Annotated in this window: 11 protein-coding genes; 4 read left to right on the top strand and 7 right to left on the bottom strand. The window is 61.4% G+C overall.

Going from position 1 to position 12,542, the window contains the following annotated elements; all coding sequences use genetic code 11:
- Positions 1 to 3: 3 nt before the first annotated feature.
- Together ACTIFE_RS13845 and ACTIFE_RS13840 are read right to left on the bottom strand one after the other, a co-directional pair.
- Positions 4 to 807 (bottom strand): ABC transporter ATP-binding protein, encoded by an 804-nt coding sequence (locus ACTIFE_RS13845; protein ID WP_439529745.1) that lies wholly within the window; start codon positions 805 to 807, stop codon positions 4 to 6.
- Between the two features lie 7 nt (positions 808 to 814).
- Positions 815 to 1,963: an ABC transporter permease gene (locus tag ACTIFE_RS13840; protein ID WP_439529744.1), complete on the bottom strand. Its 1,149-nt coding sequence runs from the start codon at positions 1,961 to 1,963 to the stop codon at positions 815 to 817.
- A gap of 112 nt (positions 1,964 to 2,075) precedes the next feature.
- Between ACTIFE_RS13840 and dgcN the strand changes: the two genes are divergently transcribed.
- Positions 2,076 to 3,089, top strand: a complete 1,014-nt coding sequence (gene dgcN / locus ACTIFE_RS13835) for an N-acetyltransferase DgcN (protein ID WP_439529743.1) — start codon at positions 2,076 to 2,078, stop codon at positions 3,087 to 3,089.
- Complete coding sequence (gene dgcA, locus ACTIFE_RS13830) at positions 3,089 to 4,069, top strand: N-acetyl-D-Glu racemase DgcA (protein WP_439529742.1); 981 nt, start codon at positions 3,089 to 3,091, stop codon at positions 4,067 to 4,069. The genes dgcN and dgcA overlap by 1 nt, the downstream gene beginning before the upstream one ends.
- Here dgcA and ACTIFE_RS13825 read toward each other — a convergent pair.
- On the bottom strand, positions 4,066 to 5,250 hold the full coding sequence (locus ACTIFE_RS13825) for an MFS transporter (protein ID WP_439529741.1): 1,185 nt from the start codon (positions 5,248 to 5,250) through the stop codon (positions 4,066 to 4,068). The two genes, dgcA and ACTIFE_RS13825, sit on opposite strands and share 4 nt — an antisense overlap.
- 124 nt (positions 5,251 to 5,374) lie before the next feature.
- Between ACTIFE_RS13825 and ACTIFE_RS13820 the strand changes: the two genes are divergently transcribed.
- Positions 5,375 to 6,475 (top strand): protein phosphatase CheZ, encoded by a 1,101-nt coding sequence (locus tag ACTIFE_RS13820; protein ID WP_439529740.1) that lies wholly within the window; start codon positions 5,375 to 5,377, stop codon positions 6,473 to 6,475.
- A gap of 256 nt (positions 6,476 to 6,731) precedes the next feature.
- On the opposite strand, the gene ACTIFE_RS13815 is transcribed toward ACTIFE_RS13820, so the two are convergent.
- Entirely contained in the window at positions 6,732 to 8,075 is a 1,344-nt protein-coding gene (locus tag ACTIFE_RS13815; protein WP_439529739.1) for a protoglobin domain-containing protein, read from the bottom strand.
- Between the two features lie 383 nt (positions 8,076 to 8,458).
- On the opposite strand from ACTIFE_RS13815, the gene ACTIFE_RS13810 reads away from it, so the two are divergent.
- Complete coding sequence (locus tag ACTIFE_RS13810) at positions 8,459 to 9,493, top strand: DUF2336 domain-containing protein (RefSeq protein WP_439529738.1); 1,035 nt, start codon at positions 8,459 to 8,461, stop codon at positions 9,491 to 9,493.
- Positions 9,494 to 9,606: 113 nt separating this feature from the next.
- Here ACTIFE_RS13810 and ACTIFE_RS13805 read toward each other — a convergent pair whose 3' ends face one another.
- The 3 genes from ACTIFE_RS13805 to ACTIFE_RS13795 form a co-directional block, all read right to left on the bottom strand.
- Complete coding sequence (locus ACTIFE_RS13805; protein WP_439529737.1) at positions 9,607 to 10,584, bottom strand: threonine ammonia-lyase; 978 nt, start codon at positions 10,582 to 10,584, stop codon at positions 9,607 to 9,609.
- A 66-nt stretch (positions 10,585 to 10,650) separates the two neighbouring features.
- Entirely contained in the window at positions 10,651 to 11,712 is a 1,062-nt protein-coding gene (locus ACTIFE_RS13800; RefSeq protein WP_439529736.1) for a glycosyltransferase family 4 protein, read from the bottom strand.
- Positions 11,709 to 12,512 carry a UDP-2,3-diacylglucosamine diphosphatase gene (locus ACTIFE_RS13795; protein ID WP_106752994.1) on the bottom strand — a complete coding sequence of 268 codons (804 nt, stop codon included), beginning with the start codon at positions 12,510 to 12,512 and terminating at the stop codon, positions 11,709 to 11,711. The genes ACTIFE_RS13800 and ACTIFE_RS13795 overlap by 4 nt, the downstream gene beginning before the upstream one ends.
- Positions 12,513 to 12,542 lie beyond the last annotated feature (30 nt).

Genomic DNA, 12,542 nt, shown 5'->3' with positions numbered 1-12,542 from the left:
CCTTCAAACCCGGCGCAGGGCGCGCTCGCCCCGGAAATAGGCTTTGATCCAAGGATAATCGCTGGCCATCATGTCTTCTATCGTTCCAGCCAACAAGACCCGGCGCTCACCAAGCACTGCGATCCGATCACAGATGGAATGTAGACTATCGAGATCATGTGTCACCATATAGACGGTAAGTCCAAGTGTTTCCCGCAACTTGGCAATGAGCTTGTCGAAGGCAGCCGCACCGATCGGATCAAGACCGGACGTCGGCTCATCCAGGAACACAAGATCCGGATCCAGTGCGAGCGCCCGTGCCAGACTGGCCCGCTTGACCATGCCGCCTGACAATTCGGACGGATACTTGTCCGCTGCATCCCGCGGCAACCCGACCAGTTCCAGTTTTAACCAGGCCAGTTCATCCATCAAGACCTGGGACAAACCCATGTACTCCCGCATGGGAACCTGGATGTTTTGTTTCACGGTAAGGGAGGAAAACAATGCCCCTTGCTGGAACAGAACGCCCCAGCGCCGCTCGATCAGGTTGCGCTCGTCGGATGTGGCGCTGTCGAGATCCTGGCCAAAGACCTCGATCCGCCCAGCCCGGCGCGGCGTCAGGCCGAGGATGCTCCGCATCAGGACCGATTTGCCGGTGCCCGATCCGCCGACAAAGCCAAGGACTTCGCCGCGATAGACGTCGAGATCGAGGTTCTCCAGGATCAGCTTGCTGCCAAAACCGACCGTTACGCCGCGTGCCGTCAGGATGACCGGCCGCGCCGTTGCCTCGCCTGGCTCGATGCCGACAGGATGTGTGGAAGTGCTCACGCGGGCCTCACACGTTGATCGCGGCAAAGAAGATGGCAAACAGGCCATCCACGACGATGACCAGGAAAATCGCCTTCACGACCGACATGGTCGTATGACGGCCAAGCGAGTCGGCCGAGCCACCAACCTTGAGCCCCTCGACACAGGCAATCAGGCCGATGATCAGGGCCATGAAGGGCGCCTTGACCATGCCGACCAGAAACGTCTGCATGGTCACCGCATCCTGCAGGCGCGAGAGAAAAGCTTGCGGCGGAATGCCGAGATAAGACCAGGACACGAGACCGGCTCCTGTCAGGGCAGCAATATCGGACACAAAGGCGAGAACCGGCACCGCCGCCATCAGGGCCAGCAGGCGCGGCAGGATCAGGACCTCAGTGACATTGAGGCCGATGACATGCAGGGCGTCGATCTCTTCCTGCATCTTCATCGCGCCCAGTTCGGCCGTAAACGCCGACCCGGATCGTCCGGCAACCATGATTGCAGTCAGGAGCACGCCGATTTCGCGCAAGACCAGGACACCGGCCAGATCGACCACGAACAGATCCGCGCCAAACTGGCGCAGGTAGAAGCCGCCCTGCTGTGAAATGATCGCCCCGATCAGAAAACTCATCAACGCGACGATCGGAACCGCACCGATACAGGTCTTGTCGAACTGGACGGCAATAGCAATGCCGCGCAAGCGCTTTGGCTGGAACAGGACCGTGGTGACCACCGCACTGAGAGAGCCGAGAATGTGGAGGATGGCGATGAAATCCTGCCACGCCTCGACGACCGCACGACCGGTCGCATCGAATACGCTGACAATGGAAGTGCGATTGTTGTCCGGTACGAACGGGGGCGGGTGATGCGCATCCACTTCATTCAGCAGCAGCCGGTGCTCCTCGCTGACGCCGACAACCTGTACCCGGGCACCGGAATATTCGATGCGACCCCGAAACTTGTGGAGGATCCAGGCACCAGCCGTATCAAGACGGCCAAGCGCTGAAAAATCAACCGCCACAACACCGGCACGCAGATCAGTACAGATCTGTTCTGCCAATGCTTCGCAGGCCATGGCCGAACGGATGATCCAGTCCCCGGACAGTATGAGGACCACGCGCTCCCCGTCATGGCGCGTTGCGCATCGTGGCTCGATCAGGTCATTGAGTAAGGCCATAGCGCGCGCCGCGAGCCTCTTGCCGCTGTGAAGGACAACCCCCTATACCTGACAGGACAGCAAGGCGTCCAGCCGCGCACCCCTGCAGCCTCGGTAAAAGGCGGATATGACCATGGATATCGCAAATCCCTACCTGATGTTTCTCGGTGACGTGCCGGACGCGCTTGCGGCGAAGACGGCACTCGGCGTGGTCGATTGGCGACGGGAATGGTGCCTGGGTCAAAACCGGCTGCCGGGCTGCCAGGCTGACGCAGGCTTGCCCGACATGACCATCGAGGCCGCAGCCAATGCAGGTGCTCGAACCATGATTGTCGGAGCCGTGAATGCGGGCGGCCGCCTGCCTGATCACTGGGTCACCTCGATCGTCGCGGCTCTGGACGCCGGGCTTGACGTCGCCAGTGGCCTGCATGTGAGGCTGGGCTCGATCCCGGCGATCCGTGACGCCGCCGAGCGCAATGGCCGCAAGTTGTTCGATGTGCGCCACTCCAGCGAAGTCTTTGCAACCGGCAAAGGCAGCAAGCGCCCCGGCAAGCGGATCCTGACGGTCGGGACGGATTGTTCGGTCGGCAAGAAATACACAGCGCTCGCCATGGAACGCGACATGCGCGCGCGCGGATATACTTGCAACTTCAAGGCCACCGGACAGACGGGCGTTTTCATCTCTGGCCGTGGCGTTGCCATTGACGCGGTGATCGCAGACTTCATTTCCGGTGCCGTCGAGTGGATCTCCCCGGCGATGGATCAGCAGCAATGGGATGTGATCGAAGGCCAGGGGTCGCTCTTCCACCCCTCGTTCGCCGGGGTGACCCTGGGCCTGCTGCACGGCGCCCAGCCCGATGCCTTTATTGTCTGCCATGAACCAACCCGCCGCACGATGCGCGGGGTGGAAACACCCCTGCCCTCAATCCAAGACGTCATTGACCTGACGATCCGCTGCGGTTCGTTGACCAACCCGGCCATCCGCTGCATTGGCCTGTCGATCAACACAGCTGCGCTTGGAGATGCGGAAGCGCGGGCCTATCTCGCCGACCTGGAAAAGAAATACGCCCTGCCGGCCACCGATCCTGTTCGCTACGGCATGATGCCGGTGATTGACCGCCTCGCATCCGAGTTCGGAGCGCCATGATGCTGCGTCTTGATATTGCACATGAACGCTTCGAGATTGCCGGCGGCTTTGCGATCTCGCGGGGCAGCCGCACCCATGCGGATGTGGTGGTTGTCTCCATAAGCGACGGTGCCCATACCGGCCGAGGTGAATGCGTGCCCTACCCTCGCTATGGCGAAAGCATCGACAGCGTGATGGCGGCAATCCGGGCGACAGTCGAGGAACTGGGTGGTCGCCTCGACCGGCACAGCCTTGCCGCAACGCTGCAGGCTGGCGCTGCGCGCAATGCCATTGACTGCGCGTTGTGGGACCTCGAGGCCAAGCGCAGCGGCCGCCGGGCAGCGGACCTGGCCGGAGTTGGGCCTCTGAAGCCGTTGACCACTTGCTTCACATTGAGCGTCGGTACGCCTGACAGCATGGCAGCGGCCGCTCTGAAGGCAGCAGACAGGCCGCTCTTGAAAGTGAAGCTGGCAGGCCCGGGCGATGCTGCCCGGATCGCGGCAGTCCGGGCAGCGGCGCCAAACGCCCGCCTGGTGGTCGATGCCAATGAGGCGTGGACCGAAGATTGCTACGGCGAGAACATGGCCGCCTGCGCAGAAGCTGGTGTGGAACTGATCGAGCAGCCGCTGCCCGCAGCACAGGACGCCGCGCTCGGGCACCTGGCCAGGCCGGTGCCGGTCTGCGCCGATGAGAGCCTGCACACGCGGGCGGATCTACCGGCCCTGCGGATGCGGTACGATGCCGTCAACATCAAGCTGGACAAGGCCGGCGGCCTGACAGAGGCGCTGGCGCTCTACAGCGACGCACGCACGCTTGGCTTCAAGGTAATGGTCGGCTGCATGCTCGGCACGTCCCTCGCCATGGCACCCGCTGTCCTCATTGCCCAGGAAGCCGATTACGTTGATCTGGACGGCCCGCTGCTGTTGTCCAATGACCGTCCAGGCGGCCTTGAGTTTCAGGGCAGCACTCTGATCCCGCCGCAGCCCTCTCTCTGGGGCTAGCGATCCGCAGGTTCGGATACGGCTGAAACTTCGCGGGTCACCCGTCCGGCCAGCACCAGCAGGGCAACCACACCAAGCAAAGACAGACCGGACATTGCCCAGAAGGCATGCGCCGGCGCCTGGGCATAGAGCAGACCGCTGCCCCAGGTCGCCAGGGCATTGAGCAGGCCAATCGACGTTGCCATAAGGCTTTGGCCGGTGGCTGACCAGCGGGACGGCACAATGCGCCCGAGCAGACTGACGGTGCCCAGATGCACCGCCCCGAAACTCAGGCCATGCAGCCCCTGCAACAGAACAATGAACGCCGGGCTGGTCGCTTCCGCAAACAGAAGCCAGCGCAGGACGCCGGCCAATCCGCCGATCAGGATCAGCCGCAACGGCGTGAACCAGGCCGGCAGACGGCTGGCATAGAGAAACAGCGCGATCTCAGTGATAACGCCGATTGACCAGATCAGGCCGATGGCCGTGTCGGGAACACCGGAGGCCCGCCAGAAGATGGTGGCAAAGGCATAGTAGCCGGCGTGGCTCGCCTGGATGAGGCCAATGGCGCCCAGCAGTGCCAGGAACCAGATCTGGCGAAACACCACCGGCCGCACGTCGTCGGCCTGCTGTTCGCCGGTCACGCGCCGTGTCGCAGGGGGCAAAGTGATGGCGACGACTGCCGTGGCCAGCAGCGACAGGAGGATGCCGCCAAGATAGGGAAGGTCGGTCGCGAAGGAGATCAGCCAGCCGCCGGCAAGGTTCCCGGCAATGAAGGCTACTGAGCCCCACAATCGCATCCGGCCATATTGCCCGCCCCTTTGCCGCACAACATCCAGCGCATAGGCATCGGCAAGCGGGATGATCGGAGCCCAGAAGATCATCAGGCCAGCCACCGCAACCAGCGTTGCGATGTAGCTGTCGGTTGCCGCAAACAGCACCAGGAAACCAACGCCTGCCCAGGAATAGATGAAGATCGACAGTCTTCGACGTCCGGTCTTGTCTGACAGCGAAGTCAGCAAGGGCGCCGCAAGGATACGCGCGAAAGTCGCCAGCGCCAGGGCAGTGGCAATTTCCGAAACGGAAAGCGAGCGATTGCTGAGGAGCAGCGGAAAGAAGGGCAGAAAAAGCCCTGACCCGATGAAGTGAACCCAGAAGAGACCACTGACACGGGTAGACAAGCCGACTTGAAATTTTGCCATGAGCCTTGACCCAGAGTTTCGGGCCTAAAGAGATGTTAACTGTTGCGGCCTAACTTTGCCCTGAGTATCGGCGTTTGCCTCGAATCAGGGGCAGCGCGGCGAAGAGGACATCGAGACCTTTACGATGGCAGCAATCGAACCGCCAGTCCTGATCCAGGAAACCGAATACACCGTCCTCGAGCAGACACTGACAGAGTCTGACCGCGGCCGCCGCTTCCTTGCCGAATATCTGCGTCGCCATCGCAGTTCGGAGACCAACACCATTCTCGACGCCATCGGTCGTCTGGAACGGGTGATGCACCGCGAACGGACGGTACCCGATCTCAACCGCATCAAGCTTGACCTTGCAGACATGCAGGAAGCAATCGAGCGCACAAAGCGCGAGATTGCCAACATCAAGCTGGAAGAGGATGACGGCAACCGCTTTACCAACACGTCCAGCGAGCTGGATGCCATCGTCACGCAGACCGAACGGGCGACCCAGGACATCCTGGCTGCGGCCGAGCGCATCCAGGAACAGGCCTGGATCCTGCGCGAAAAGGGCGCCGACGACGCAGTCTGCGACGAGATCGACGCCAAGGCGACCGAAATCTTCATGGCTTGCTCCTTCCAGGACCTGACCGGCCAGCGGACCCAGAAGGTGGTGCATGTGATGCGTTATCTGGAGAGCCGGATCAACCTGATGATCGGCATCTGGGGCATCTCGGAAATGAAAGCCGAAGACACGGCCGGCCCGGTGGACAGCCGTCCGGATGCGCATCTGCTGAACGGGCCGCAGCTCGAAGGTAAGGGCGTCAACCAGACCGATGTCGACAGCATGATGTTCATGTCGCCCGGATCTGCCGCCGACAGCGAAGACTTCGACATGGAGTTCAGCCGCAAGGACGCAGGTACCAGCAGCACTGCGACAATCCGCCCAGTGGCCGATGTTCAGGCGTCTGACAAGCAGCTCGACGCGGCCACCATCGATGCGATCTTCGATGCGTCGGATGACGACTTCGCCTCCGAAGACGATGAGATGGAGGGCGCGGCCGACGACCTCATGGACGCGGACAGCATCGCAGCCCTGTTCGATAGTATTTCCAAAAGTGACATGGAAAGTGATCCAGTCGCAGAAGCCTCGGCGGACGCGGCCTGGGAAGAAGAGGAAGTCCTGGCGGAAATCGACGATGCCGACCCGCTGGCAATGTTGTCAGAAAACGAACGTCAGGCGCTTTTCAGCTGAGACCAGACAAATCAATAAAAAACCCCGGCTTGCCGGGGTTTGAGCTTGATGACAAACCTCAACCTCACCGAAGTCATCCCGGCCCAGCGTAGCGCCGAGCCGGGACCGGAGAGTCGAGGCCTCTATATTTCAATGAGTTAACCCCGAGAGACCTTGGCTCTCCGGTCCCGGATCTCCGCTTCGCTGCGTCCGGGCTGACGATAGAGGGTTTGTCAGCAGTCTGAAACCCCGGCTTGCCGGGGTTTTTTCGTTTCTGTCAGGCGCTCTTCCTGTCACCCAGCACATGAGCGAAGAAGATGCTTGCACTTTCGCCAAGCCCTGACGACTGAGACCGCAACTGCCCGGACATCTGAGAAATGCTATCGGCAGTGTCCTGCGTCCCCTGGACCATGCCATGAACGGCGGTCAGTTCGTCGCTCATGGTCGCCGTTCCGGCCGCAGCCGTCTGGACGTTGCGCGAGATTTCGGTGGTGGCTTCCATCTGCTGTTCGACGGCTGCAGAGATTTCGGCTGCAATGCCAGCAATCGTTTCGATGGTTTCGGAAATCCCGTTGATGTCCACGACAGCCTGACGGGTGGCCGCCTGGATTGCTGCGACCTGACCGGTGATCTCCTCGGTTGCCCGGGTGGTCTGGCTGGCGAGATCCTTGACCTCCGCCGCGACGACAGCAAATCCGCGTCCCATTTCTCCCGCCCGTGCTGCCTCGATGGTTGCGTTCAGTGCCAGGAGATTGGTCTGACCGGCGATTTCCGAGATCAGCTCGATGACGGAGCCAACCCGCTCGGCCGCCGCCGACAGGCTCTGGACGGACTGATTGGTCCGCCGCGCATTCTCCACGGCACCGTTGGAGATGTCACGCGACATGCTGGCCTGGCGGCTGATCTCGTGGATCGAAGCCGACATTTGTTCGGTCGCAGCCGCGCTGGAGTGAATGCCACGCGAGGTATTGGCCGCTGACAGTTCCATGGTGCCGACCCGCGCGCCGGCATCACTTGCGGCACCAGAGAGGTGATCCGCCGTGGTCTCAAGCGCCTGTGAGGCAGCCGCAAGGCCGCCAAGAGCTGAGCGAAGCTGCTCCTCGAAGCCTTGGACCGCATCGCGAACCCGTTGCTCGCGCTGCTCGGCCTGCTCCACCATCGCTTCGCCATAGGTTGAAACGGCAATGTCCATGTCGAGCAGGACGATCCGGCTCACCAATCCGATCAGTCGCGCTGTCCGCTGTCCCGAAAAGCGATGCTTGCGGCCAATCACATCGGTCAATTGCGCCAGCACGTAGCCATAGCCACCAATGTACCAGCTGGGCTCAAGACCGATGCGCACATGCGCGCGTCCGATGCGCAAGGCGCTTTCCTGGTAGGCATTGTCGAATCCGCTGCAGAACAGCTGCTGCCAATGCCGGGTCTGGGCCGTGATCAGGTGTGACTGCCGTCCCCCCACAATCGCGGCGAGGGCCGGAACCCGGCCAACATGGCGATAAAATCCTTCAAGGATCCCGGGAAGAGCCGGTTCGATCAATCTCCAGGCATCGCGTGCCAGAGCGATCTCGGCCGGATCGAGCTGAAAAAACTTCAGCCGGTCCGCAATCTGCAGACAGGACATTTCCCCTCCATGTGGTCGTTGGGCGGTCAAAGGCAGGCAGACCCGGCATCCGTCCAGCCAGGTTCTGCCGCGACCATGGCGGCTCTGTTCTAATGTAACGTAAACATCCACAGACCTGAGGTGGCTAAATATAGATCCTGCAGCTTTTTCCTCCACCACACTCCCTGGAAACGCGGCAGGCCATGTTGCGAAACAACTGACACCCGCGACATGCGAGCAAATGCGGAGTGTAGTTGAGACCCTTCGACTTCTATTGCCTTTGATGCAATAGCGTTTTGGATTTGAAAGAAAACAACGTTTAATTCACTCTTATCCGTAACACTACGAAGAGAAAGAAAAGGCGGCGAGTGACTTCGACCGCGAAGACAAAGCATCACAACAAAATGCTACTGCAAAGCCTGGAACAGCTCGCGAGAAACAAGGATACCTCGGCCAGATCAGAGCTGATCCGGACGCTTGGCTCGGAGTTTGCCAATCCATCGACGCCGGACCCGTCCGCGATGGAGCGGGAATTGTTCTCAGCATTGGTCCTGGATGTGTTTCACCAGCTCGACCGGCCAACCCGCTTTGATCTGGTGGTCCGGCTGGCCAAGACACAGAGAATAACATCTGCACTGGCCGACCGTCTCGCGCAGGAGGACTTCGAGCTCAGCGAACCTGTCCTCGAATTCTCGCCAACCATCAGCGCAAATGCCTTACGCGACATTGTTCGCAACCGTTCCGACCGCCACCGGGCGGCTATTGCCCGGCGCATGCATCTGCCAGAAGACATCGTTGATACGATGATCGCGAAGGCCGGCCGCGGCGTCACCTACATCCTGTTGCGCAATCTGTCGGTAACATTCTCGGCGCGTGGACTTCTGGCCCTGCTGATCTTTGCAAATGTCGAACAGCCCGTCCTCGGCGGCATTGCCCAGCGGGCCCTTCAGGACGATGTCTTTCGCAGCGACCTCCAGACCATCCTCGACGCCAATTGCCCGCTGATCCCGCCCGCCCTCGCCAAGGCCATGAAGGAGGATGACCTGGAGCGCCTGGCCCGGACCGCAAAGTCCGACGACAAGGCCGTCGACTTCAGCATCGATGGCAAGTCGATCTCCTGCCATGAGGCGCATGTTCAGATCGCATCGGGAGAACTGTCGTTCGATTCCATTCTGCTGACGCTGATCGAGCAGAACCGTATCGACGCCTGTTTCTGGCTGATTGCCCGCAAGACCCATGTCCCCGAGACGACGGTGGCCAAGATCATCAAGTCGGACGCCGACAGCGCCGTTACAAACCTGATGCGCGATACGGGGATCGACCACAAGACTTTCCGTCGCTTTCTGGAGGCCCGGTGCCAGTGGTTCGAGCGCAGCAACCGGACGATCCCCGACGAGATCCTTCGCTTCCGCACAGGCCGGCGCATGGCCGCTGTCTAGGGTAGTTCCAGCCCAGGCGGAAACCGTCTCTCCCGCATTTGCCCGGCAAAAGAGATAGAGATCTACGGCGACGACGGGGTGCTGATACCCGATCCAGTTTCATTCGCAGACGTTTAAGCGGCAAGTGCGCGCTGCATCATCGCCGGGTCCACATTGCCTCCGGACAGGACAATGGCAACCGGCCCGGAACCGGAAGGCACCTTGCCGAAGAGAACCGCAGCAAGGGCTACGGCACCGCCAGGCTCCACGACCAGCTTCAGTTCGCGAAACGCAAAGGCGACAGCAGCAAGCGCCTCGGCGTCGCTGACGACCAGGCCGCGCGCCTTATGTTGCATCAGGATGCCGAAAGCTGTCTCGCCGGGCTCACCCGTCAGGATGGCATCGCAGATCGAGCCGCTCGCAGCCGCATTTGCCTGTCGGGTGCCGCTCTCCAGGGAGCGGGCATAGTCATCAAATCCGGCTGGTTCACTGGTGCAGACCAGAGCGCCGGGCGCATCGGCCGCCAGGCCAAGCGCCATGCCACTGGTCAACCCGCCGCCGCCTGTGCAGGCCACGACCACGTCCGGCACCAACCCCAGCGCCCTCGCCTGCGCACCGATCTCGAGACCGACGGTTCCCTGCCCGGAAATGACGCCGGCATCATTGTAGGGATGCACGAACGTGGCCCCGGTCCGTTCGCAGATGTCCGAGGCAATCGCATCCCGGTCATCCACACCCCGGCGATAGGTGATCACCTGTGCGCCATAGTCCCGCGTCCGCTGCAGTTTGATGGACGGTGCGTCGTCAGGCATCACAATCGTCGCCGCAAGCCCAAGGATGCGGGCGGCTTCTGCAACGCCTTGCGCATGATTGCCTGAGGAACAAGCCACAACACCGGACGACCGCTGATCGAAAGGGATCATCGACAGACGATTGAAAGCACCGCGAAACTTGAAGGATCCGGTGCGCTGCAGAACTTCAGGCTTCACCAGAACAGGACGCCCCGCCGCCGCATCAAGCACAGGGAACCGCAACAGCGGGGTCACAACCGCGTGGCCTGCAAGCCGGTCACGGGCCGCAAGCACAGTCTCGTAGCTCGGCAGGTCCAACATCTGAGGGGTCTCCGTTGCGCTGTTCAGCGGTAGCAGCAAGGTGCCCCCTTCACAAGCGGCCCGGTGCTATTCAGCTGCAGCCGATGTATCCGCTGCAGAGCTGTGCCCAGCGATCTGCCTTGCATGGGCCAGTTCGGCGTTCTCGAGAAACTGGCGAGAACTGTTGGCCCAGGAGTAGCCCTGCGCCACCTGGCGGCAGTAATCCCGTGGAATATCAAGGGCTGCAAGGGCCGCCTCGCGCAGGTCGTGCGAGAGAACCCCTGCCCCGCTCTCACCGATCACATCCAGCGGGCCCATCACGGGATAGGCTGCGACAGGGACACCGCAGGCCAGCGCCTCAAGCAGGACATTGCCGAAGGTATCCGTCAGCGACGGAAAGACGAAAACATCGGCTGCAGCATAGTGGCGAGCCAGATCCTCACCAACCTTGGCGCCGGTAAACAGCACATCCGGATAGGCCTTGCGCAACGGTTCCAGCTGCGGCCCCTCGCCGACCACGACCTTGCTGCCCGGAAGATCCAGATCCAGGAACGCGGTGATATTCTTCTCGACCGCAACGCGCCCGACATTCATGAAGATCGGCCGCGGCAAATCCTCCGGCAGGACATTGCCTTCGAAGGGCCGGAACACGGCATCATCAACCCCGCGCGACCAGCGCATCAGGTTGGTGAAGCCCCTCGCAGTCAGATCGTCGTCCAGCGATCGGGTCGCTACCATGCACCCCTGCCCGGCATTGTGGAACCGGCGCAGCCAACCATAAGTCCAGTCAAGAGGCACAGGCAGGCGCGCAGAGAGATACTCGGGAAACCGGGTGTGGTAGCTCGTCGTGAAGATTTGCCCGGTCTTTAACGCGGCACGACGGGCAAGAATGCCAAGCGGCCCCTCCGTGGCGATGTGGAGATGATCGCAATTGAACTTGCGCATCAGCGACCGAACCCGCCCCGGTGTCGTCAACGATAGGCGAATTTCCGGGTAAGTCGGGCACGGCAGCGTACGGAACAATTGCGGCGTCAGAAACTCGACACGCACGCCCATCCGCTGCAGCTCTTCGGCTGTGCGTTCGAGCGAGCGGACCACACCATTGATTTGCGGATGCCAGGCATCCGTCACGATGAGAACGGAGGTCATGCCGCGACGGGCTGCTCCTGGGCCGCCTCGTCCGAGGTTTCCAGCTTCGCGTGTTCCACCCATCGGATCACCTCGAAGGTCCCGTCATGATGCTCGGCAACGGCCGTGCAGCTCTCAACCCAGTCACCGGTATTGATATAGTGGATGCCATGGGTCATGTGGCTCGCCGCATGGTGAATGTGCCCGCAGATCACGCCATGGGTCCCCTGGCGCCTGGCTTCATCCGACAGGGCTTCTTCAAAACGACCAATGAAGCTGACCGCATTCTTGACCTTCAGCTTCGCCCAGGCCGACAGCGACCAATAGGTGAGGCCAAGCCGGCGACGCATGAAATTCAGCGTCGTATTCAGGCCAAGCGCGGCGACATAGGCCTTATCCCCGAAAAAGGCGAGCCACTTCGCGTGGCGGATGACGACGTCGAACTGGTCGCCATGGATGACAAGATATTCGCGCCCGTCCGCAGCGGTATGAACCACGCTGTCGGCGACCTCGACGCCGCCGAAATGCGTGCCAAGGAAGTCGCGCAGGAACTCATCGTGATTGCCGGGGATATAGAAAATCCGCGCACCCTTGCGGGCCTTGCGCAGGATCTTCTGGATCACGTCATTATGCGCCTGCGGCCAATACCAGGCGCGCTTCAGGCGCCAGCCATCAACGATGTCCCCAACCAGATAGACGGTCTCGGCATCATTGTACTTGAGGAAATCAAGTAAGAGGTCAGCCTGGCAGCCGCGGGTTCCGAGATGAACATCGGAAATGAACAAAGCCCGATAGTGCCGCGCTTCCGGTCGCGCTGTCATCGTCCGCACTCCACGTCAAGGACGAGGCTC

This window comes from Pannonibacter sp., assembly GCF_051860505.1.
In the GTDB taxonomy this organism is placed as follows: Bacteria; Pseudomonadota; Alphaproteobacteria; order Rhizobiales; family Stappiaceae; genus Pannonibacter.
The sequence above is the reverse complement of the archived record's forward strand: the minus strand, read 5'-3'. Positions and strand labels throughout refer to the sequence as shown.

Coding starts and splice junctions, on each gene's coding strand:
- ACTIFE_RS13840 (WP_439529744.1), bottom strand. CDS start 1,963: ATGGCCTTACTCAATGACCTGATCGAGCCACGATGCGCAACGCGCCAT.
- dgcN (WP_439529743.1), top strand. CDS start 2,076: ATGGATATCGCAAATCCCTACCTGATGTTTCTCGGTGACGTGCCGGAC.
- dgcA (WP_439529742.1), top strand. CDS start 3,089: ATGCTGCGTCTTGATATTGCACATGAACGCTTCGAGATTGCCGGCGGC.
- ACTIFE_RS13825 (WP_439529741.1), bottom strand. CDS start 5,250: ATGGCAAAATTTCAAGTCGGCTTGTCTACCCGTGTCAGTGGTCTCTTC.
- ACTIFE_RS13820 (WP_439529740.1), top strand. CDS start 5,375: ATGGCAGCAATCGAACCGCCAGTCCTGATCCAGGAAACCGAATACACC.
- ACTIFE_RS13815 (WP_439529739.1), bottom strand. CDS start 8,075: ATGTCCTGTCTGCAGATTGCGGACCGGCTGAAGTTTTTTCAGCTCGAT.
- ACTIFE_RS13810 (WP_439529738.1), top strand. CDS start 8,459: ATGCTACTGCAAAGCCTGGAACAGCTCGCGAGAAACAAGGATACCTCG.
- ACTIFE_RS13805 (WP_439529737.1), bottom strand. CDS start 10,584: ATGTTGGACCTGCCGAGCTACGAGACTGTGCTTGCGGCCCGTGACCGG.
- ACTIFE_RS13800 (WP_439529736.1), bottom strand. CDS start 11,712: ATGACCTCCGTTCTCATCGTGACGGATGCCTGGCATCCGCAAATCAAT.
- ACTIFE_RS13795 (WP_106752994.1), bottom strand. CDS start 12,512: ATGACAGCGCGACCGGAAGCGCGGCACTATCGGGCTTTGTTCATTTCC.